Annotated in this window: 20 protein-coding genes; 11 read left to right on the forward strand and 9 right to left on the reverse strand. The window is 52.9% G+C overall.

The genetic code is table 11. The features are described from left to right. Window positions 1-61 precede the first annotated feature (61 nt). The 4 genes from urtB to urtE all read left to right on the forward strand — a co-directional run bounded on the left by urtB (window position 62) and on the right by urtE (window position 4,298). Entirely contained in the window at window positions 62-1,633 is a 1,572-nt protein-coding gene (gene urtB, locus MYB54_RS10755) for an urea ABC transporter permease subunit UrtB (RefSeq protein ID WP_371928294.1), read from the forward strand. A 23-nt stretch (window positions 1,634-1,656) separates the two neighbouring features. Beyond that, the gene (gene urtC / locus MYB54_RS10760) at window positions 1,657-2,733 is read left to right on the forward strand and encodes an urea ABC transporter permease subunit UrtC (RefSeq protein WP_248721965.1); all 1,077 of its coding nucleotides are present in this window, start codon (window positions 1,657-1,659) and stop codon (window positions 2,731-2,733) included. Window positions 2,734-2,809: 76 nt separating this feature from the next. Continuing rightward, on the forward strand, window positions 2,810-3,598 hold the full coding sequence (urtD, locus tag MYB54_RS10765) for an urea ABC transporter ATP-binding protein UrtD (RefSeq protein ID WP_148276433.1): 789 nt from the start codon (window positions 2,810-2,812) through the stop codon (window positions 3,596-3,598). Between the two features lies 1 nt (window position 3,599). Further along, window positions 3,600-4,298, forward strand: coding sequence for an urea ABC transporter ATP-binding subunit UrtE (gene urtE, locus MYB54_RS10770; protein ID WP_043901871.1), 699 nt, complete (start codon window positions 3,600-3,602; stop codon window positions 4,296-4,298). A gap of 247 nt (window positions 4,299-4,545) precedes the next feature. On the opposite strand, the gene MYB54_RS10775 is transcribed toward urtE, so the two are convergent. Continuing rightward, window positions 4,546-4,941: a hypothetical protein gene (locus tag MYB54_RS10775; RefSeq protein WP_014915506.1), complete on the reverse strand. Its 396-nt coding sequence runs from the start codon at window positions 4,939-4,941 to the stop codon at window positions 4,546-4,548. Between the two features lie 432 nt (window positions 4,942-5,373). Here MYB54_RS10775 and MYB54_RS10780 point away from each other — a divergent pair, with 432 nt between their 5' ends. Continuing rightward, a complete protein-coding gene (locus MYB54_RS10780) occupies window positions 5,374-5,838 on the forward strand; it encodes a hypothetical protein (RefSeq protein ID WP_248721917.1) in 465 nt (154 codons plus the stop codon). 270 nt (window positions 5,839-6,108) lie between these two features. Next, the gene (locus MYB54_RS10785) at window positions 6,109-6,408 is read left to right on the forward strand and encodes a TM2 domain-containing protein (protein ID WP_014915504.1); all 300 of its coding nucleotides are present in this window, start codon (window positions 6,109-6,111) and stop codon (window positions 6,406-6,408) included. An 82-nt stretch (window positions 6,409-6,490) separates the two neighbouring features. Here MYB54_RS10785 and MYB54_RS10790 read toward each other — a convergent pair whose 3' ends face one another. The 6 genes from MYB54_RS10790 to MYB54_RS10815 form a co-directional block, all read right to left on the reverse strand. Further along, a complete protein-coding gene (locus tag MYB54_RS10790; protein WP_014915501.1) occupies window positions 6,491-7,315 on the reverse strand; it encodes an amino acid ABC transporter ATP-binding protein in 825 nt (274 codons plus the stop codon). A 24-nt stretch (window positions 7,316-7,339) separates the two neighbouring features. After that, the gene (locus MYB54_RS10795) at window positions 7,340-8,284 is read right to left on the reverse strand and encodes an amino acid ABC transporter permease (protein ID WP_248721918.1); all 945 of its coding nucleotides are present in this window, start codon (window positions 8,282-8,284) and stop codon (window positions 7,340-7,342) included. A gap of 82 nt (window positions 8,285-8,366) precedes the next feature. Then, on the reverse strand, window positions 8,367-8,921 hold the full coding sequence (locus MYB54_RS10800; RefSeq protein ID WP_205537803.1) for a GNAT family N-acetyltransferase: 555 nt from the start codon (window positions 8,919-8,921) through the stop codon (window positions 8,367-8,369). 84 nt (window positions 8,922-9,005) lie between these two features. Next, window positions 9,006-9,974 (reverse strand): ABC transporter substrate-binding protein, encoded by a 969-nt coding sequence (locus MYB54_RS10805; RefSeq protein WP_248721919.1) that lies wholly within the window; start codon window positions 9,972-9,974, stop codon window positions 9,006-9,008. 66 nt (window positions 9,975-10,040) lie between these two features. After that, complete coding sequence (locus MYB54_RS10810) at window positions 10,041-10,976, reverse strand: ABC transporter substrate-binding protein (protein WP_248721920.1); 936 nt, start codon at window positions 10,974-10,976, stop codon at window positions 10,041-10,043. 22 nt (window positions 10,977-10,998) lie between these two features. Beyond that, on the reverse strand, window positions 10,999-12,327 hold the full coding sequence (locus MYB54_RS10815) for an LLM class flavin-dependent oxidoreductase (protein ID WP_039319517.1): 1,329 nt from the start codon (window positions 12,325-12,327) through the stop codon (window positions 10,999-11,001). A 319-nt stretch (window positions 12,328-12,646) separates the two neighbouring features. Between MYB54_RS10815 and MYB54_RS10820 the strand changes: the two genes are divergently transcribed. Next, window positions 12,647-13,192 (forward strand): flavin reductase, encoded by a 546-nt coding sequence (locus MYB54_RS10820; RefSeq protein WP_248721921.1) that lies wholly within the window; start codon window positions 12,647-12,649, stop codon window positions 13,190-13,192. 184 nt (window positions 13,193-13,376) lie between these two features. Here MYB54_RS10820 and MYB54_RS10825 read toward each other — a convergent pair whose 3' ends face one another. Continuing rightward, window positions 13,377-14,573 carry a M20 peptidase aminoacylase family protein gene (locus MYB54_RS10825; RefSeq protein ID WP_248721922.1) on the reverse strand — a complete coding sequence of 399 codons (1,197 nt, stop codon included), beginning with the start codon at window positions 14,571-14,573 and terminating at the stop codon, window positions 13,377-13,379. A 424-nt stretch (window positions 14,574-14,997) separates the two neighbouring features. Between MYB54_RS10825 and MYB54_RS10830 the strand changes: the two genes are divergently transcribed. The 4 genes from MYB54_RS10830 to MYB54_RS10845 all read left to right on the forward strand — a co-directional run bounded on the left by MYB54_RS10830 (window position 14,998) and on the right by MYB54_RS10845 (window position 19,337). Continuing rightward, a complete protein-coding gene (locus MYB54_RS10830; RefSeq protein ID WP_248721923.1) occupies window positions 14,998-15,978 on the forward strand; it encodes an LLM class flavin-dependent oxidoreductase in 981 nt (326 codons plus the stop codon). Window positions 15,979-16,058: 80 nt separating this feature from the next. Continuing rightward, the gene (locus MYB54_RS10835) at window positions 16,059-16,565 is read left to right on the forward strand and encodes a ClbS/DfsB family four-helix bundle protein (RefSeq protein ID WP_248721924.1); all 507 of its coding nucleotides are present in this window, start codon (window positions 16,059-16,061) and stop codon (window positions 16,563-16,565) included. Between the two features lie 222 nt (window positions 16,566-16,787). Continuing rightward, window positions 16,788-16,973, forward strand: coding sequence for a hypothetical protein (locus MYB54_RS10840; protein WP_226300792.1), 186 nt, complete (start codon window positions 16,788-16,790; stop codon window positions 16,971-16,973). A 411-nt stretch (window positions 16,974-17,384) separates the two neighbouring features. Continuing rightward, window positions 17,385-19,337: an autotransporter domain-containing protein gene (locus MYB54_RS10845; protein WP_014915491.1), complete on the forward strand. Its 1,953-nt coding sequence runs from the start codon at window positions 17,385-17,387 to the stop codon at window positions 19,335-19,337. Between the two features lie 46 nt (window positions 19,338-19,383). Here MYB54_RS10845 and MYB54_RS10850 read toward each other — a convergent pair whose 3' ends face one another. Next, window positions 19,384-20,409, reverse strand: coding sequence for a LacI family DNA-binding transcriptional regulator (locus MYB54_RS10850; RefSeq protein WP_014915490.1), 1,026 nt, complete (start codon window positions 20,407-20,409; stop codon window positions 19,384-19,386). Between the last annotated feature and the right edge of the window lie 488 nt (window positions 20,410-20,897).

Here is a 20,897-nt window from a genome sequence, read left to right on the forward strand (position 1 = left end):
ACGCCCCGTCCAGTATGTCGGACGGGGATATTCCCTCTCTTATATGGCGGACATTGCGATGATGAGTCATCGATTATCTACGTTTGTGCTGTCGCTGTGTCTGATGTTTCCCCTGTTCGCGCAGGCTGGGCCTGCGGCTGATTTCGCCGCCGCCAGCCGCATGCAGCAGGCTGAACTGCTGCAACAATGGGCCGCTGCGCCGGAACCCGCACGCTTGCCGCTGTTACAGGCGCTGCGCGACGAGTCGGTCGTGCTTGATCGGAACCAGCAGCCGTTTATGGACGTGCAGGGCACGTTAACCCCGCTGGAAGGGAACGCGGAACCGGTGGGGGCGACCAAAAAACTGTTTATGAATAACCGTTTGCGTGGGCTGGTTGCTACCGCGCTGGCTTCGCATCAACTCGTCAGCGATGATGCCGCAACGCGCCTGAATGCTGTACGACAGCTACAGAGCGACAGCAGTGCGGAACAACTGCCGCTGTTGGTACAGCGTCTTAGCATAGAGAAAGATGCGCAGGTACATGACGCGCTGAATACCGCTATTGCGACTCGGCAGTTAAGCGATCCCAATCCGCTGGTGCGTCTTGAGGCGGTCAAACGCTTAGGGCAGACCGGCGACCCGCAGATGCAGGCGCGTTTACAGCCGCTAACGCAGGCGCAGAACGAGCCGGATACCGGCGTGCGGGCGGCGGCGCAGGAGAGTCTGGATCAGATTAAGCAAAGTTTGATCGTGGGCGATCTGCTGGGGCAGGCGTTTACCGGACTATCGCTCGGCTCTATCCTGCTGCTGGCGGCGCTGGGACTGGCGATCACGTACGGGTTACTGGGCGTTATCAACATGGCGCACGGCGAAATGCTGATGCTGGGTGCTTATGCGACCTGGCTGGTGCAGTCGCTGTGCCAGCAGTTTGCGCCGAACTGGCTGGCGTATTACCCGCTGCTGGCGCTGCCTGTCGCCTTCTTTATCACCGCTGGCGTCGGTATGGTTCTGGAGCGTACGGTGATTCGTCATCTTTATGGCCGACCGCTGGAAACGCTGCTGGCGACCTGGGGTATCAGCCTGATGCTGATCCAACTGGTGCGGATGCTGTTCGGCACGCAAAATCTGGAAGTCGCGAACCCCGCGTGGCTGTCTGGCGGGCTGCGCCTGTTGCCGAATCTGGTGCTGCCGTATAACCGCATCGCGGTGATTGTGTTCGTCCTCGGCGTGCTGCTGCTCACCTGGCTACTCCTCAATAAAACCCGTCTTGGCATGAATGTGCGTGCGGTGACGCAAAACCGGGCGATGGCGGACTGCTGCGGCGTGCCGACCGGGCGTGTCGATATGCTGGCCTTTGGGCTTGGCTCCGGCATCGCCGGGCTGGGCGGCGTAGCGCTGTCGCAACTGGGCAACGTCGGGCCGGAGCTGGGACAGGGCTACATTATCGATTCCTTCCTCGTCGTCGTGCTGGGCGGCGTTGGGCAACTGGCGGGGACGGTGGTCGCCGCCTTTAGCCTCGGCATTCTCAACAAAGTGCTCGAACCGCAGATTGGTGCCGTGCTGGGAAAAATCGTCATTCTGATATTGATCGTGCTGTTTATTCAGAAACGGCCACAGGGGCTGTTTGCATTCAAAGGACGGGTGATTGACTGATGACGCAACCTATTACGCAATCTATTAAACAGCCCATGACAATAACTCTGACGCAGCGTGCGCCGCGGCTCATGCTTGGTCTTGGCTCGATCGCTTTTCTGGCTTTGCTGGTCCTGCCGTTTCTCGCGCTATTGCCCGCAGAGAATCCGCTCGCGATCTCGACCTATACGCTGACGCTGATCGGCAAAATTCTATGCTATGCGATTGTCGCCGTCGCGCTGGATCTGGTGTGGGGCTACGCCGGGCTACTGTCGCTTGGTCACGGCCTGTTTTTCGCGCTGGGCGGCTACGCGATGGGCATGTATCTGATGCGGCAGGCGGCGGGTGAGGGCATGCCTGCGTTTATGTCATTTCTGTCGTGGACGGAACTGCCGTGGTTCTGGGCGGGAACTCAGTATTTCGTCTGGGCGCTGTGCCTGATTGTGCTGGTGCCGGGCGTGCTGGCGTTTGTGTTCGGCTGGTTCGCGTTCCGTTCTAAAATCAAAGGCGTGTATTTCTCAATCATGACGCAGGCGCTGACCTACGCCGGCATGCTGCTGTTTTTCCGTAACGAAACCGGCTTTGGCGGCAATAACGGATTTACCGGTTTTACGACGCTGCTCGGTTTCCCCATTACGGCTACCGGTACGCGCATTGGGCTGTTTGTCGCTACCGTGCTGCTGTTGATTTCCAGCCTGCTGGTGGGTTTTGCGCTGGCGCGCAGTAAATTTGGCCGCGTACTCACAGCGGTGCGTGATGCGGAAAATCGTCTGATGTTCTGCGGCTACGATCCAAAAGGCTTCAAGCTGTTTGTCTGGACACTTTCTGCGGTGCTGTGCGGGCTGGCGGGCGCACTCTATGTGCCGCAGGTCGGCATTATCAATCCTGGCGAAATGTCGCCGACCAACTCCATCGAAGCCGCCATTTGGGTGGCGCTGGGCGGGCGCGGAACGCTGATTGGGCCGCTGCTCGGCGCGGGCATCGTCAACGGGGCGAAAAGCTGGTTTACCGTCGCCTTTCCCGAATACTGGCTGTTCTTTTTGGGGCTGATGTTTATTCTCGTCACGCTGTTTTTGCCGCGTGGTGTGATTGGATTCCTGACGAGGAAGAAACATGACTGAGTCTTTATCTGTACCATCGGTTCCAGTGCCTTCACAAAGCGCGCCTTCACAAACTGTCGCGGCTCAGCCTGTATTGATGGAACCAAAGTTCGCGCAGTCGCACCCGTCGGATCGCCATCGGCATCAGACCGATCCGGTGTTGCAACTCGACAAGATTAACGTGAGTTTTGACGGCTTCCGTGCGCTTACCGATCTGTCGTTGCAGATTGGTGTAGGGGAACTGCGCTGCATCATCGGCCCAAACGGCGCGGGGAAAACGACGTTGATGGATGTCATCACCGGCAAAACGCGACCGGACAACGGCAAGGCATTTTACGATCAATACACCGATCTGACGACGCTGTCGCCGGTAGACATCGCCCGTGCGGGAATTGGCCGGAAATTCCAAAAACCGACGGTATTTGAAGCGCTGACGGTGTTTGAAAATCTCGATATCGCATTGAAAACTGACAAATCGGTGTGGGCGAGTCTGCGTGCCAGACTGAACAGTGAGCAGCGTGACCGGATTGATGAAACGCTGGCGCTGCTACGGCTTGGCCATGAACGTCAGCGACCCGCGGGGCTGTTGTCGCACGGGCAAAAGCAGTTTCTGGAGATCGGCATGCTGCTGGTACAAGAACCGCATTTACTGCTGCTTGATGAACCTGCCGCGGGGATGACGGACGCCGAAACGGCCTATACCGCCGAGCTATTTCGCAGTCTGGCGGGAAAACACTCGCTGATGGTGGTGGAACACGATATGGGCTTTGTCGAGAGCATCGCTGACCGCGTGACCGTGCTGCATCAAGGGCAGGTGCTGGCGGAGGGATCGCTGCGTGAAGTGCAGGCGAATGAGCAGGTGATTGACGTTTATTTGGGGCGCTAACATGTTAGAGATTGCTGAACTGAATCAATATTACGGCGGCAGCCACATTCTGCGCGGCCTGTCGTTTGAGGTAAAAACCGGCGAAATTACCTGTCTGTTAGGGCGCAACGGCGTGGGGAAAACCACGTTGCTGAAATGCCTGATGGGGTTGATTCCTGCGAAGTCAGGCACGATTCGCTGGCAGGGTGAAGCGATTAACTCGCGTAAACCCTATCAGCGCGTGCAGTCTGGCATTGCCTATGTGCCGCAGGGGCGAGAAATTTTTCCTCGTCTGACGGTGGAAGAGAACCTGCTGATGGGGCTGTCACGCTTTCCGGGCAAACAGGCGCGGCAGGTGCCGGATGAAATCTATCAACTTTTTCCTGTGCTGGATGAAATGAAGCAGCGGCGCGGCGGCGATTTGTCCGGTGGACAACAGCAACAGCTGGCGATTGGGCGGGCACTGGCCTGTAAACCGCAGTTGCTGATTCTGGATGAGCCGACAGAAGGTATACAGCCGTCGGTAATCAAAGAAATTGGCGCAGTCATCCGCCAACTGGCGCAGCGTGGAGACATGGCGATTCTGCTGGTCGAGCAATTTTACGACTTCGCCGCCGAACTGGCCGACAGCTATCTGGTGATGTCACGCGGGGAAATCATACAGCGCGGGCGAGGTGAAACGATGGAACAGGACGGCGTGCGGGGGCTGGTCGCAATTTAATACGCGTTGCTTATTATTTTGTATAGAATGAGGGATAGGCTGCGTCTATATATTCCAAATATTACGGAATGGAGAGAGGCAGCCTAATTTTATTTAGTAGAGTGATCGCTAACAGGCTAACTGTTTTCGTTATTCGAAATTTTAACGTATTGTCCATCATTTCGAATTATTCAGGATGTAAAATTATCAATTTTCTTGATGTTTAAAATTAAATCCAAATCCGAAAATTAAGTTAATTGGAAGCAAGTTATTCTGCTTTTTGTATTAATAATGTTGCCTTGCCAATATTATCATAACAATTATCGTCACTGACATAGGCGATAAAAGGCAATCCTGTGGTATCCACAACCGTTGGCGTGCTGGTGACGACGCCTCCCCATCGAGTGGTTTTAAATCCACCTTGTAACAGAACACTATCGATAATGCATTTATTAGGAGTGGCATCACAATTCATGCTATTAGAAACGAGAGAAAAAACATACCGCCCTTGTTCTAACGTGAATTTTACTGGTGTGCCTGCTAAGGTATCCGTTATCGCTGCACTCACACAATTCTTCTGAGGATCGATAGCTATGCTCGTTGCTGCGTCTGCGGCGAAGGAAAAAAGAGCCAGCATGAACATGCTGATGGATGTATTGCGCATGAGTAAATCTCCTGAAAAAGTAATTTATTGGTAAATTAATACAACTTTGCAGTGCATGTAATAGTCAATAAATCGATCCATTAAAAACCGCCATTATCTTAAGGCATAACACTAAAGGAATAGTCAATGTTTTAACCTATTAATTAATTGACTTTCTCCAATATAATTTGTCGACTATTGGTTGTTTATAATTTCCTAAAGTTTGCTTTTTTGCATTAATTATTCAACAGATTGAGACTGTATTACACTTAATGCCCGCGTTAAAAAGTTGCTGATTTGGGATGAACCAACAGAAGGAATATAGCCAGCAGTGATAAAAGAGAACGGTGTGGTGATAGGGCGATTCAACTGGTCGAGCAAGTTGTGTAAAATACGGTCTTAAGAGGATAATTCATTGTTTACCTTCAGCTAAGAGGGAAAAGGAACTTAAGGATGAGTAAACCGCTGAAGATTTTTGCTGTTATCGGCATCATCGTTGCTGCTTCTGTGATCGGTACGATATGGCCGTATATCAACATGAATTTTGCCAGCAGTGCGCACTATACCGAACAGGATGAAAGGGAATATGCGTTCTACACCCCCGATATTCTGAAAAATATGCCGCGCATTACCGCTCGCTATGACTTCAATTTTTCGAACGTAACGGGGCCGGAAGCTAAAGTCTGGACGGTGAACTTCTATGGCACTGAAGATACCAGCAAGGTTCATACTTATCTGACGTTGATGGGTTATAAGAAGCAGGATCGTTGCGATGTTGAGGCTGAATGTTGGCGAGCGGCAGGTACGTATGATGTTGTGACGGTAGCGACGTTTGATACAGATAAAAGCGTGATGGTTCAGGTTTACAGCAGTCCGTATGCTGAGCCATTGCCACTAAAAACGGTGTCTAGCTATTAAATAGTCCGCTGTACTTAATGAAACAACCGAATCCTCCCAATGTTATCCTGAGTTGTGTGATTTTTATCATTTACCGTTCTTACTCAACGCCATCGATTTACGAGCGCTGTCGTGCTATGTATACCGCTAACATGATAGTTTTAAATTGAACACTGAAAATCAGTGGTGTATAAATCACGACGCAGTACGCTGTTGATTGCCTGGGGTGGGGTTGTATCGTAGTAAATAAAGTTAAAATTAGTATGAAATATTATTAGGAGTCTAATTATTATGTCTTCCATGGTGTTTTGCCGAGGATGCGGTAAGCAAATTCATAGCACAGCGAAAGCGTGCCCGCAGTGTGGTGCAACGCAAGCCAGCGGTAAAGGCGAGAAAAGCAGAATTTCTGCCGCACTATTTGCTGCTTTTCTCGGCGGTTTGGGCGCCCATAAATTTTACTTAGGGAAAGTCGGACAAGGGATTTTATATTTACTTTTTTGCTGGACGTTTATCCCAACGCTTATTTCGCTTGTGGAATTTATTATTTACCTGTGCGATTCTGATGAAGAATTCGCCAGAAAATATGGTTGAAACGTAAGCCATGCATCATCTAATCAGGCTCACTACGGTGGGCCTGATTCATATGTAATCGATAACTCGCCTTCTCTTTTCCTCACAGCACCTTATTCAAAAAGTTGATTGTCCGCGGGTGGCGAGGATGGTTCAGCACCTGCCAGGAATCGCCGCTTTCGACAATTTTCCCGTCTACCATGAACACCACGCGGTCAGCGACTTCGCGCGCAAAGCCGATTTCATGTGTGACGACAACCAGCGTTACACCGGATCGGGCGAGCGATTTGATCACATCCAACACTTCCCCAACCAGCTCGGGATCGAGCGCGGACGTCGGTTCATCAAACAACATCACTTTCGGCTTCAGTGCCAGCGCGCGGGCGATGGCGACGCGCTGCTGCTGGCCGCCAGACAGGTGACGGGGATAAGACTGTGCTTTATGGCGCAGGCCGACGCTTTCCAGCAGGGTAAAGGCGATGTCTTCGGCTTCCTGACGCGAATACAGCTTATGCGCCAACGGGGCTTCAATGATGTTTTCCAACACGGAAAGGTGTGGGAACAGATTGAAATTCTGGAACACATAGCCGACGTTGATGCGCTGGCGTAGTACTTCCTTTTCTTTCAATTCATAGAGCGTATTTCCTTTGCGCCGATAGCCGATGTAGTCGCCGTCGATGCGGATAAAACCTTCATCCACGCGTTCAAGGTGATTAATGGTACGCAGCAGCGTGGATTTTCCCGAACCGGACGGGCCCAGGATCACCGTGACAGAACCGGGTGCCAGCGTCAGATTGATATCCTCCAGCGCTTTGTGCTGACCAAAATGTTTCGCCACGTTGCGGATCTCAATCAGCCCACGAGCGCTTTCTGCCTGTGGCTGCGCGGTGGTGCGCGCGTGAGCAAAGTAGTCGATAGCTTCAGACATGGTGACTCTCCAGAATCGGGTAGATTAACGTGCGTGCTTACGCGTGAGGAAACGGATGAGCCTCTGGCGCGGTGTTGGCGGCATTTCACGCACGGCACCGCGGGACACATAGCGTTCCACGTAGTATTGGACGACGGATAGCACCGTGGTGATCAGCAGATACCAGATGGTGGCGACCATCAGCAGCGGAATAACCTGCTGCGTACGGTTGTAAATGACCTGAACGGTATAAAACAGCTCTGGCAGCGCCAGTACGTAAACGATCGACGTACCTTTTGCCAGACTGATGATCTCATTGAAACCGGTCGGCAGAATCGAACGCAGCGCCTGTGGCAGAATGATGCGCACTGTACGGCGACTGCCGGGCAGACCGAGTGCTGCGGAGGCTTCAAACTGGCCGGCATCGACGCCAAGAATACCGCCGCGAATGATCTCTGCCGTATAGGCGGACTGCACCAGCGTCAGGCCAAGTACCGCGACGGAAAACTGATCCAGTAAATCGATGGTTGGATAGCGCAGGAAGACCACGGAGGTAAACGGAATTCCCAGCGCCAGCTCGTCATAGAGATACGAGAAATTGTAGAGAATGATCAGCACCAGAATCAGCGGCAGCGATCGGAATAGCCAGATATACAGCCATGATAGCGTGGACAGCAGATAAGACGGCGAAAGCCGAGCCAGCGCCAAAGCGGTGCCGAAAATAATGCTGAATAATGTGCCAAGCGCGGTCAACAGCAGCGTTTGCCCCAGACCGGCGAGAATGACTGGATTGAAAAACCACTCGGCAAAGACCGCCCATTCCCAGCGTGGGTTCAGCGCGATTGACTGAATAACCCCGGCAAAAATAAACAGGGAGAATAGTGCCCCTGCAACACGAAAGGGATAACGCGCGGGCACAACGTGCAACGGCGGTTCCTGCGTCTGACCTAGCGGCGCTTGCTGAGAAGACGTGTGTAGAGATTGCGTCATAATCGATACCCTTTGAAGGTGATTCTGAAAAACGTCCTTTTGCTTTTAATCACCGCACAGGGTGAGTCTCGGTGTGCTGGGGTCAACACACTTTCAAATGGCGAGCGATGAGATCGACTTCCGTTTGGCGGGCAGCCTGGGGCGCTGCTACGTCAAACAGCGCTTTCTTAAACGGCAGCCGTCCATCGTAAGGCGGAATACTGTAGGTCGCGGGATCGACGCGGATATCGAACTGAGGCGTATAGCCGTGGCTCAGATAGAGGTTCACCGCTTCTGGCTGGCGGAAACCCGTGGTCAGGAAAAAGTGCTGATAGCCTAACCGACGGGCGTGCTGCTCCAGCTCCTGCATCACTTTCCCCGCCAGCCCCTGACGACGCAGTGAGTTATCCGTCCATACCCGTTTAATTTCAGCGGTGGTGCTGTCGTAGCGTTTAAACGCGCCGGTGGCAATCGGTACGCCCCGACGCAGCAGCGCAATAAAAATGCCGTGCGGCTGCTGGTAGATTCCCGGTGGATCGCTTTCCCGCTCACCAAAAAAGTCGCCATAGCGTTGTTCATATTCCGCGAACAGGCCGTCGATAATGGGAGCCACGATAGGATCCTCGGGCTGGGTCACAATGAAGATGTCGTCGGACATGGGATGCTCCTGATTCGTTAACATATTTGAGCTATCGGTAACCATTGCGTGTCGAACGTGGCGTCCCGATAGCCATCGGCGATATTAATCGCCCAGTCCTGGCGGATTGATTTCTGAACGGTCAATACGTTCGATGCTTTCTCCCCAGCGGTTCAGCACCTTGTCGTATTCACCGCTTTTAATTACGCCGTTCAGCGCGGTATTAATCGGCTGCACCAGCCCGCTGCCTTTGCGCGTGGTGACCGCGATATGTGCGACATTGGGGTAGCCGCCGTTGACCGTACCGACATGCTTAACCTTGCCAGTCAACTCCGCTTTGTAGGCTCCGATCACGTTGGGGCCGAAATAGGCATCGGAACGACCGGATTGCAGACTCAGGTTGGCAGCCGCATCGTCTGTGACATAAACCGGCTGAAAAGCGGGCAGGCCGTTAGCGCGATTCTGCTTATCCCACGCCAGCAGCACCGCTTCCTGATTGGTGCCGGAGCCGACAATAATCTTCAGTCCAGCGATGTCCTTTGCTTCCTTAATGGACTGAATCTTACTGGTGGATTTCACATAGAAGCCGAGCGAGTCGATGCGGTAGGTGGCGAAATCGAACTTTTCCTTGCGCGCTTTGGTGACGGTGATGTTGATGATGGCGGCGTCATACTTACCGGAAGCGACGCCGAGTGGCCAGTCTTCCCATGAGGTGGGGACGATATTCAGTTCTAACCCGAGGCTATCGGCCACCAGCCGGGCGATATCCGGCTCGCTGCCCACTACGGTTTTGTTGTCGTCGGCCAGAAACGCCAGCGGTGGTGACGACCCTAGTGCGGCAATCGCGACAGTTAATTTACCCGGCGTGACGAAGGTAAAGTCAGCCGGAATCTGTGCGATAGCCTCCGAATTTTTCGGGGCATGGATCGGCTGCTGGTTGGCTTTCAGGTCGATAGCCGCCTGTGCTGTCGTGACGGAAAATGTGCCGAGCAGCAGCGATCCCGTCAATAGCCTTGTCAGCAGTGATGGGCGTAAACGGTGTGTCTTGGATGAATAGGCGAGCTCTTTTTGCATTTGTCTTCCCTTGCAGGTGAGTTGTTATAATTGTGACGCTGTCACTTTATGGTGTGCCATTTTTACTTAATCACCGATACCCGGCGGATTCACGACGGACAGTGTGATTTTTTCATCGTCTTCGCCCCAGCGATCCAGCACTTGTGCATAGCTGCCGTTGTGGATTGCGCCATTGATGGCGGTGCTGATGGGCTGCGCCAGACCGCTACCTTTCTGCGTGGTGACCGCGACGTAAGCAACCGTCGGGCCTTTGCCTACCATGCGTGTCTTGCCTGTCAGCGCCGCTTTATAGGCCCCGATGGAGTGCGGACCGAAAAACGCATCGACGCGCCCAGACTGAATGCTCAGGTTGGCGGCAGCATCATCGGTGACGTAGACAGGCTGTACGGGAGGAAGGCCGTTGGCGCGGTTTTGCCGATCCCAGCCCAGCAGAATGTTTTCCTGATTGGTGCCGGAACCGACAATCACTTTCAGACCCGCCACGTCCTCCGGTTTGTTAATCGACGTAATCTTGCTGGTCGATTTCACGTAGAAACCCAGCGTATCAATGCGATACGTGGCGAAGTCGAACTTCTCTTTGCGGAGCTTTGTCACCGCGATATTAAAAATGGCGGCGTCATATTTCCCTGCAGTGATGCCCAGCGGCCAATCTTCCCAAGAGGCGGGCACCAGTTTCAGCTCCAGCCCGAGGCCGTCGGCAACCAGTCGCGCAATATCGGCATCGCTGCCGATAAGCGTTTTGTTATCGTCAGCCAGCAGCGACAGCGGCGGTGAGCTGAGCGCCGAGACAGCAATCGTCAGTTTTCCCGGCGTCACGAATTTGAAATGAGCTGGGATCTGCGCGATAGCCTCAGCGTTTTTCTCAGTACGAATAGGCGTTTGGTTGGCTTTCAGGTCGATACGGCTAACGAATCCCGCATCTTGCGCCTGCGCATGGGTTACCAGCGTGGCGCTCAATAATATCGCCAGACCGGTCACGGTGATAAAAGGGGAACGCTTCACGGTGAATCTCCTGTAGCGCCAATTAACGCGTGAATTGATTCACCGGATAATCCAGCGCCAGATTTTCCCGCAGCGTGTAGCCGGGATACTCCTGACGGAACAGGCCGCGCTGTTGCAGCAGGGGAACGACGCGATCGACAAAGTGGTTGAGTGTATCCGGCGTGCCGCCCTGAATGATGAAGCCGTCAGCGGCACCGTTTTCAAACCAGAGCTGCAAGCCATCCGCCACCTGTTCGGGCGTACCGCTGAAGACGGGGCGCGGCGATGCGGCTTCCAGCGCGACCTGCCGCAACGTTAAGCCTTTTTCCTGCGCGTTGCGTTTGATTTCATCGGTGGTGCTGCGGAAGCTGTTTTTCCCCAGATCGCCGATATCGGGGAACGGTTCATCCAGCGGATGCTGTGAGAAGTCGTAGTGCTCAAAGTAGCGCCCCAGATAATTGAGGGCATCCTCAATCGTGACCAACTGGGCGGTTTCCTGATACTGACGCTCGACGTCCTCCGCGTCGTTGCCGACAATCACGCTGACGCCCTGAAAAACATGCAGTTGATCGGCCCGGCGACCGTTTTCTTCCAGCTTCTGTTTTACCTCGCGGTAATAACGTTGCGATTCTTCCAGCGTGTGTTGATGGGTGAAGATGGCATCGGCGTGTTTGGCGGCTAATTTTTGGCCGTCTTCAGACGCACCGGCCTGAAACACAATAGGGCGACCCTGCGCGGATCGGCCAATATTCAGCGGCCCCTGTACCGAGAAGAATTCCCCTTTATGGTTCAGCGTGTGCAGCTTTTCAGGATCGAAGAACTGTCCGCTGGCTTTGTCACGAATAAAGGCATCGTCTTCCCAGGAATCCCACAGGCCTTTCGCCACCTGAAGGAATTCATCGGCAATGCGGTAGCGCAGCGCGTGTTCCGGGTGCTGTGCACGGGAAAAGTTTTTCGCCGATCCTTCCAGCGGCGATGTCACCACGTTCCAGCCTGCGCGACCGTTGCTCAGGTGGTCAAGGCTGGCGAACTGCCGGGCAGTGGTGAAAGGTTCGGAATACGACGTCGAGAGCGTACCGACCAGACCAATATGGGTGGTGACGGTAGCCAGCGCAGAGAGTAATGTCAGAGGTTCAAAGCGATTGAGAAAGTGGGGGATCGATTTTTCATTGATATACAGACCGTCGGCTACGAAGACAAAATCAAATTTCCCTTGTTCGGCTTTTTTTACCGCATCCAGAACAAAACCAAAATTAATGCTGGCGTCGGGTACGACGTTTTTATGTCGCCACGCGGACATATTTCCTGCTGCGCCTTGTAATATTAAACCCAGTCTTAATTGTCGGTTTGAAGATGTTTGTTGTTTACTCATTATCAGGAACCTTTTATTAATTGAATGTGCTTGTTATTCGTTGAATATGTTTATTCTTAATTGGTCGTACTTCCATGAAAGTGAAAACAGTCCGTCAATAAACCGGCTATCAATCAACAAGCCATCAATAGGCATTCACGTATTCAATGAAAGGTTAATAGGTCGTTAATGGCGTGTTTTCACTATTGATGAGGCGCGACGTGATGTAAAACAACAAAAATGGATAATGAAATTCGAAAATTTCAGATGATGACGCGGCTTATTTTGTTAGTATAATGTTAATGATCGTGTCTCTCGCCGTATTTAAAGGAAGCATTTAATGTCTGATCTTGTTGCTGAACGACTCGTTACCGCGAATGACGCGGCTCTCTCTGCGGCGGTTGCCAGCGTTGACCAGCAGGCGTTTCGCGATGCGATGGCAAAGCTGAGCGCGGCGGTCAATGTCGTTACGACGGATGGCCCCGCAGGTAAGGCCGGATTTACGGCATCCGCCGTGTCCAGCGTTAGCGATTCGCCCGGTACGCTGCTGGTGTGTCTGAATCGCGGGTCGTCGGTATATCCCACGTTTCAGGCGAATACGCATTTGTGTATCAATACGCTGGCCGCTCATCATGAAGCGCTGTCGTCGCTGTTTGGCAGTCGCTCGTCTACCGAAGAACGGTTTGCCGCGGCGGAGTGGGACGAGTTACATACGGGTTCACCGGTGTTGCGGGATGCGCTGGTGGCGTTTGACTGCGTGGTTGAAGAAGTAGTGAGCGCGGCGACGCACGATATCTTTATTTGCCGGGTGTTAGCGATTAAGCAGGGCGAAAGCACTGATGGTCTGGTGTATTTTTCCCGCCGTTATCATGCCGTTCGTGGTTAATCTGTATAACTTTCTCACCTAATGCCCTCATCGTAATTAATTGATTTATAAAAATTGCTGCCTCCGTCAGGTCAATCTGGCGGAGGTGATGAGTTGATTACGTCAGTCCGATATTAGGAGAGACACGGGGATGAGGTTCCCGCAGGGATGCCTCACCCCGTGGTTGTTCCGGGTATCTCGCTCGTCAAACGATCGGCATTACTGCCTGTGGTGGGGTAACTTTCGTGGTACGCAGGCGATGCAGTGTGGCTTCCGCCAATTGAGCAAAATAGCGTGAGGCGGGCGCAATCGCGCTTTCATCCGGATTGAACTGAGGATGATGCAAGCCAAATTCGCTGTTTGAGCCAATGCTGACGAACGTGCCCGGCACGTCCTGAAGATACAGCGCGAAGTCCTCGCCGCTCATTTGTAGTTCGGCGTTTTCTACCTGATAGCCCGCATCTCTGGCAATTTGCTTGCTGAAATCCGCCCATTCGCTGGTGTTCACAACCGCAGGCGGGCCGGGATACCATTTCAGCTCCGCTTTTGCGCCGAGCGCAAGGGCAATGCCGCCGATCAGTTGCTCAATTCGCTCCGGGATTTCCGCGCGAATCGCGGCATTGTAAGTGCGTACCGTGCCTTCCAATTCTACCGTTTGCGGCAGGACGTTCCAGGTGTTGCCGCCCTGAATGCGCGTGACGCTGATGACCAGCGACTCCAGCGAACTGAAGCTGCGGCTGGGCAACGTTTGCAGCGCATTGACGATATTGCAGGCGGTGACGATGCTGTCGATGCCCTGTTCGGGTTTGGCCGCGTGTGCGCCTTTGCCCGTAATGTGAATAGCGAAGCGATCCACGTTGGCATAAAACGGGCCGCTGCGTGTCGCGAAGGTGCCAGCGGGAAGCTCAGGGGCGTTGTGCAGGCCGAAAACGGCGGCGACATCGGCGAGCGCGCCGGCGCGGATGAGCTGTTTAGCGCCGGTAGAAACTTCTTCTGCGGGTTGGAAAAATACCCTGATTTTACCCGGTAAGACAGATTCGCGTTTTTTTAGCAAACAGGCAGCACCCAACATCACGGCGGTGTGGAAATCGTGTCCGCAGGCATGCATGACGCCAGCGTGCTGAGAGCGAAACGGTACATCGACCAACTCTTCAATCGGCAGCGCATCAATATCGGCCCGCAGCGCAATCGTTGGACCGCTACCGTGACCGATCTCGGCAACGACGCCCGTGGTTAAGGCAAGGGGCAACAGACGGATGTCTTTCTCTTGTAGCCAGCGGGTAATATGCGCGGTGGTTTGGTGTTCCTGATTGGACAGTTCTGGGTACTGATGCAAGTGCCGTCGCCAGTTAATTAACTGTTGCTCGAATGACGTATCACAACAGGGGATAGATTCAGCCATATCAATACACCTCCTTAACAAAACTTAAACACGATAAAGGTAGCCGATAGCCACTCTACGGATAAATACCGTCTGGTTATATTTCATGCCTTTTTATCCCGTCATATTTCAAACGTCCCGTATTGTTACCTTTACGTTACTGGGTTAGCCGTGACGCCGCCAGCAGGGGACGCGAATGACGTAGTGATGTCATTTATTTTATCCCGTGATGTTAATTTCGTCTTTATTAAAATATCTGCTAATAAAATCCATTATTGATATTTATATTTCACACTATTATGCAACATTCTTCTTATTCTGCTTTTGCACTGGCTGGTTTTTATTGCCCCTTTATTTGAACGGCGTTTTGAAATGACGGGTTTTTACATGCATAGCCTTGCAATAAATAGCGCTAACGGATAATCGCTGAAAATAAGGAAACATCGTGGGATATACGCTCAGTTTATTAGATCAAAGTCCGATCGCCGAAGGAATGAATGCGGCGCAGGCGTTAGCGCAAACCGTGTCGCTGGCGAAAGTGGCAGAAGCACTCGGCTATTACCGTTTTTGGGTTTCCGAGCACCATAATTCCGATGAATTGGCGGGATCGTCTCCCGAGGTCTTGATCACCTGGTTGTTGGCACACACGACAACGCTGCGCATTGGCTCCGGCGGCGTGATGTTGCAGCATTACAGCCCGTATAAGGTTGCGGAGAATTTTCATGTGATCAGCGCTCTGGCGGGCGGGCGTGTGGATTTGGGGATCGGCAAAGCGCCGGGCGGATTACCGCTGGCGACGCGGGCGCTACAGCAGGAGATCGGTGAGACGCAGCGGGTTGCCTTTACGGAGAAGCTACATCAGTTAAACCGCTTTCTCGACAGTCATGACGAGACGGGCGAGCGCCTGAATGCGACGCCATTACCTGAACATACGCCGCAGCGCTTTCTGCTGGGTGCCAGTCAGGAGAGTGCGCGGTTAGCCGCCTCGCTGGGCTGGAGTTTTGTCTTCGCCGGTTTCATCAATGCCAGTGAAACGCTGCTGACGGAATCTCTCTTGAGTTATAGGGAGTTGAAACCCGCCAACGCCCAGACGCTGCTGTCGCTGTCGGTGATTGCCGCCGAGCGCCATGAGGATGCGGAGGCGCTGGCCAGCACGCAGCATAACTATAAAGTTTACATTGAGAACAAACCGCCGCTGACGGTAGGCAGCCAGGAACAGGCTGATAACTTCGTTCAGCAAGCGGGCGCGACGGATTTCCGTATTGTGCAGGAGCCGCGCAATGTGCTTTACGGTACGCCAGAGCACATTCATCAGCGTCTGGAAAGTTACCATCAGCGTTTTGGCGTAGATGAGTTCATCATCCATACGCCCGTGACATCCCCACGCGAGCGTGAGGCGTCGATTCGGCTGCTGGCGCAGCGTTGAAAACGTGAGCAATGACAACGCGGTGCCGCTGTTTGAGCAGTAACCTGATTTTGTCTATATCAACATAATCGGGGAAAATAATGGCGGTGCCAGAGAGCAAGGAAGCCTTGATTAAGGCAATCAACAGTCAGTTTGCGCTGTTAATGAAGCGAATCGAGGCCGTTCCCGTCGATCGCGCATTCTCGCCAGAAATGGCAGGACATGCGCAGGGAACACAGATGAGCGCGGCAAATCTGGTGGCGTATTTGCTGGGCTGGGGCAATCTGGTGCTGCAATGGCATCAGCAGGAAGAGCAGGGTAAAGCCATCGATTTTCCAGAAACGGGCTACCAGTGGAATCAGCTTGGTTTACTGGCGCAAAAATTCTATCAGGACTTCGCTCACATTACCGATTGGTCTGAACTGGTCGCTCGGCTTGTCGCGAATAAACGGGAACTCATCGCGCTGGTGGAGCGCTATACCGATGCACAGCTCTATGGCGAATGCTGGTACGGTAAGTGGACGCGCGGTCGGATGATTCAGTTCAATACCGCCTCGCCTTATAAAAATGCGGCCGGGCGACTGCGCGCGTGGGAGAAAATAAGGTAACCAACTGATAGATAATAAAAAAGAAAGGACTGATGGTTTGTCTTCTCGTCCCTTTTGTTAGCGTCGGCCGCGGTGTTTTTTCAGACAAAACCTTACATATTCCCCCTGCTTGATTGTTCTATACTCAGTAGTAAGCAAGATAAGTTTTACTGGCAGATGAGATGAATAGGGGGAAGAAAAATGCTTGGTCTTAACCTAGTTTCTCCAGTGTCATATAGCACCATGCCTGACAAACCTGATCATGTTCAGGGCATTTCCCGCTCGTCGCAGCTGTCTGGTTACCCTAATCAGGACGCGTCTACCCGAACCCGGACGACGTACGACAATAGCGCGTCGGTCTTTAAGCCACCGATAGCCGATGGGGTTAATCGCCCAACGGAAAATAACCAGCTTAACGTTTACGTTTAAGATGGTATCAGACGGATAAAATGGGCAATCACGTGCTGTAAACGATCGTTTTCGGTGCGTAGGTTGCCTTCTTTTTTTCATTAAAGCCTCTTCATCAGAGTATCCTCACCAAACCCGTCGCGTTTCCATTCTTTTTCTTCCCTGTTAGCCACTTACCGCCCCCGATGTCATACGTGCTTAACCCTATGATTAATCATAAATACACACTAACGAGCACTTGCTTTCATCTTGTCGCTTATTGACATATTTCATCACAATTTCTTCTATGCCATAGCATTGGAATGAATATTGCTGCTATTTTCCTTTCTTTAACAAAGACATGACCTGAATAAGGTTCCTCTGGTGCCGTTGTTAAGAATGATAAATGGCGAGAATGACCAATGTTCATAATGAGAAAAGGGAGTGGTGTGCATGTTTAAGCAAGTGGCAGTGGCGGTAGGGATGGCGTGTTTATGTGTGCCGGCCTGGGCTTATGATTACGGCGATTATGCGAAAGAGACCGTGGATACGCTCATTAATGATTATCCGGGGCGCTATCGCGGTACGGCAAATTTTGCTGGCGCGGCGGATTGGATGACACAGCGTATGGCACCCGGCTACACCACCGTCAGGCAGGATTTCTCCTGGACGGCAGGCGGTACGACGCGTTCGTCACAGAATGTGCTTGCCTCTAATGTCGGGCTGAGCAGCGAATACATTATCACTGGCGCGCACTTTGATACTTTCTTCGGGCGGCCAACGCTACAAGGACTGGATGACAACGCGTCCGGCGCCTCGATCCTGACGGAAGTCGCGCGTAATTTTAGCGGTATTCAGACCGAAAAAACGCTGGTCTTTGCAGCGTTTGGCGCAGAAGAAGAAGGACTGCGCGGTTCGCGTGCGATGGTGAACGAACTGATTGCACAGGGAACTGCGGGCGACCTTAAGGCCATGATTAATATGGACAGTATGATCACTGGCGACAAACTCTACGCTCACGCTGGCGATAACAGCGTGGCGAATCCTGAACTGGCAAGTCTGCGTGAACAGACGCTACGTATTGCGAATGAACTGGGCATCGAACTGTTGACCAATCCGGGATTGAATGCAGGGTATCCGGCGGGAACGGGTTGTTGCAGCGACGGTGATAGCTTCAATGCGGCGTTTGATATTCCCGTGCTCTATATGGAGGCGACCAACTGGGATATCGGCGATCAGGACGGCTATACGCAAACCACAAATCCTGCGGTGCCGGGTGGCGCGACATGGCATGACCCCACGGTTGATAACGAAGCCTTTCTGACCAGCGCGCTGGGGCAGGAACGTGTCGAACAGCGCCTGCGTGACGTTTCGCGAGTAGTGACACGACTGCTGCTGGAAATCTCCAATACCGATTTACTGCATTCGGCGTATTCCGCCGCCGCGATGCAACAGGCGATGGAAGAGAGCCTGAAACGTCAGCGCCAGTCGCTGAGTGACTTGCACAATCAGCGCTGGCTGCTGCTGCAAAATACCACTCGCAGCGCGGGTACGTTGGATACCGCGATTGGGATTGAGGGCGATGTGATTCCGTCAAAGGGCTTTGACCGCGCGCCGTCGCAGCGTTCCCGTCAGGCGATGGCTTACGCATTGGTGGATTATCAATTGCGTGACAACGTCACTGTTGGTGGCAGTCTGAGCCTGCTGCGCAGCAAAGATAAACGTGAACGCAATGGGCATATTGAAAGCGATACCTGGCAAGCTGGCATCTATGGTTTGTTGAATCAGGGCGGGCCAGCCTGGTTGGGCAGTGAAGTGACGGTGGGGCGAGCAGCTATTGAATCCCGCCGTTCGGTGTATCTGCAATCTGCGGGCGGTCCGGTTCTGTTGGACAACACGCTGGACGGCAACACCGAAGCGCAGTTCATCGGTGCCCGCATCACGGGCGGTTATGACCTCCCGCTGGGTAGCCTGCGCACCGGGCCAGTTGTCGGGCTGGATTACGCACGTTATCGCATCAATGCGTTTGATGATAAAGGAAATCTGCGGACTGGCGTACGGTATGAAAAACAGGATGTCGACTCGCTGGAAGCCAGTCTGGGTTGGCGTGTGCGCGGCAACATGGCATTCAGCAATAAAATGTCGTTGCAGCCTTATGCCACGGTGGCGTGGGTGCGTGAATTGGCCGACGGGCTTGATTCCAGCTTTACGGTGAAAGATCGCGTCGATGGTGCAAATCGCCGCATTGCGGTAGGGAAACAGGATAAGAACTTTGGTCAGGCGACGGTCGGTGTACAGTGGCTTGCGGCAGAGAACCTGAATCTGTATTCCGAAATCGGTAGCCGTTTCGGTCATCGGGATGGCGATCAAACGCGCTATAGCGTGGGTGTACAGTGGCAATTCTAAGTTTGTTGCCGTGAAAAACGGGGTCTGAAATGACCCCGTAGCGGACTCAAACGGGCGGGTTACTGTACGGCCCGTTCTGAATGGAATCTCTGACCTGTAGCTCTGACAAGAACAGATTGTCTTTCGAGAAATAGCCGCCATCCAGCATCGCGATCAGGCGGTTAATCACTTCGTTGATCATATCGCTCACCGGATCTTTGACGCTGGAGAGCGACGGCTTCAAAAACGGGGCGGTGGGAATATCGTCGAACCCGACGACAGAAACGTCGTGCGGTACGGCAACGCCAGCGTCATCCAACGCTTTTATCGCGCCAATCGCCATATCGTCATTGCTGGCGAGAACGGCGCTGAACGAGACCCGGTTATCGCGCAGGGCGTTAATGGCAAGCGACCCGCTGCGCGGCGTCCATTTTCCTTTCACAATCAATTCATCCCGTACCGCGATATTGGCCGCCGTCAGGGCGTCTTTATAGCCGGAAAGACGTTCAATAGCGGTCGGCGAATCCAGCGAACCGGTGATAAACGCGATATCTCTATGACCGCGCGCAATCAGATGTTGCGTCGCGTTATAGCTGGAACCTTTGTGATCGCAGCAGATGCAGTGGCTCTGGTGTTTACGCAGTTTACGGTTAACCACCATGATCGGCTGCTTGTGCTTCTCGATGATGTCGTCCATTTCATCCACGGTGAGAAAACGGGGATAGATGATGATCGCATCACAGCGTAACCCCAGCAGGAATTGAATCGCGGCGCGCTCTTCATCGGCGCTGTGTTTGCCATCGACCAGAATTAGCTGGCGCCCGTTGTCTTCCAATTTCTTGGCGGCCTGTGACAGCAGCTCGTTAAAATAGCTGCCGTTATAGAGCGTGTTGGTTACCACCAAACCAATACAGGCGGATTTGCTGGTCGCCAGATTCCGCGCCAGTAAATTTGGCCGATATCCCGTCTCCTCAATGGCCTGATAGACCAGCGTTTTGGTTTCTTCACTGGTATAGCCTTTGCCCGATAGCACGCGCGACACCGTCGCTTTCGATACGCCTGCTTTCTTCGCCACTTCCTGCATTGTCGACATGGGACATCCTGAGACGTTGAATACTCCCGTCATTTTACACACTTTATATCCGTCATACTTCAAGTTGCATGTGCGTTGGCTGCGCTCAAATACTCGGCCCGTCGTGGGCCTCGCCCTGAAGGGCCGCTGCAAGCAGCGTTCAAATCTGCTCCCGGCAGATTTGTCACCCGAATCACTTACTTGAGTAAGCTCATCGGGATGCCTTCGCTTGCCGCCTGCCTGAAACTCGAATTATTTAGGATATGGACCGGTAGCAGGGGGATGAGTGCAGAACCGAAGCGATCGAGGGGAATAACACGCTATTCATGACGATCGCGATCACATAAGAAAAATATTCATAACAAAATTATTGAAATTGCATTCATATATAAACACTATCATGTGGAACCGGTTACCCATCGACGTTTCATCACGTTGCATGGAGCAGGGATACCGGCATGAATACTTTCATAACTGTATGAAATTGAATAATAAATGTGCGTGCATCA

Origin of the sequence: Pectobacterium nicotianae (assembly GCF_023272715.1) — a bacterium.
Taxonomy (GTDB): Bacteria; Pseudomonadota; Gammaproteobacteria; order Enterobacterales; family Enterobacteriaceae; genus Pectobacterium; species Pectobacterium brasiliense.

Bases quoted from the DNA above. Each gene is read 5' to 3' on its own strand.
- urtB (WP_371928294.1), top strand. From the start codon at position 62: ATGAGTCATCGATTATCTACGTTTGTGCTGTCGCTGTGTCTGATGTTT.
- urtD (WP_148276433.1), top strand. From the start codon at position 2,810: ATGGAACCAAAGTTCGCGCAGTCGCACCCGTCGGATCGCCATCGGCAT.
- urtE (WP_043901871.1), top strand. From the start codon at position 3,600: ATGTTAGAGATTGCTGAACTGAATCAATATTACGGCGGCAGCCACATT.
- MYB54_RS10775 (WP_014915506.1), bottom strand. From the start codon at position 4,941: ATGCGCAATACATCCATCAGCATGTTCATGCTGGCTCTTTTTTCCTTC.
- MYB54_RS10780 (WP_248721917.1), top strand. From the start codon at position 5,374: ATGAGTAAACCGCTGAAGATTTTTGCTGTTATCGGCATCATCGTTGCT.
- MYB54_RS10785 (WP_014915504.1), top strand. From the start codon at position 6,109: ATGTCTTCCATGGTGTTTTGCCGAGGATGCGGTAAGCAAATTCATAGC.
- MYB54_RS10790 (WP_014915501.1), bottom strand. From the start codon at position 7,315: ATGTCTGAAGCTATCGACTACTTTGCTCACGCGCGCACCACCGCGCAG.
- MYB54_RS10795 (WP_248721918.1), bottom strand. From the start codon at position 8,284: ATGACGCAATCTCTACACACGTCTTCTCAGCAAGCGCCGCTAGGTCAG.
- MYB54_RS10800 (WP_205537803.1), bottom strand. From the start codon at position 8,921: ATGTCCGACGACATCTTCATTGTGACCCAGCCCGAGGATCCTATCGTG.
- MYB54_RS10805 (WP_248721919.1), bottom strand. From the start codon at position 9,974: ATGCAAAAAGAGCTCGCCTATTCATCCAAGACACACCGTTTACGCCCA.
- MYB54_RS10815 (WP_039319517.1), bottom strand. From the start codon at position 12,327: ATGAGTAAACAACAAACATCTTCAAACCGACAATTAAGACTGGGTTTA.
- MYB54_RS10820 (WP_248721921.1), top strand. From the start codon at position 12,647: ATGTCTGATCTTGTTGCTGAACGACTCGTTACCGCGAATGACGCGGCT.
- MYB54_RS10825 (WP_248721922.1), bottom strand. From the start codon at position 14,573: ATGGCTGAATCTATCCCCTGTTGTGATACGTCATTCGAGCAACAGTTA.
- MYB54_RS10835 (WP_248721924.1), top strand. From the start codon at position 16,059: ATGGCGGTGCCAGAGAGCAAGGAAGCCTTGATTAAGGCAATCAACAGT.
- MYB54_RS10840 (WP_226300792.1), top strand. From the start codon at position 16,788: ATGCCTGACAAACCTGATCATGTTCAGGGCATTTCCCGCTCGTCGCAG.
- MYB54_RS10845 (WP_014915491.1), top strand. From the start codon at position 17,385: ATGTTTAAGCAAGTGGCAGTGGCGGTAGGGATGGCGTGTTTATGTGTG.
- MYB54_RS10850 (WP_014915490.1), bottom strand. From the start codon at position 20,409: ATGTCGACAATGCAGGAAGTGGCGAAGAAAGCAGGCGTATCGAAAGCG.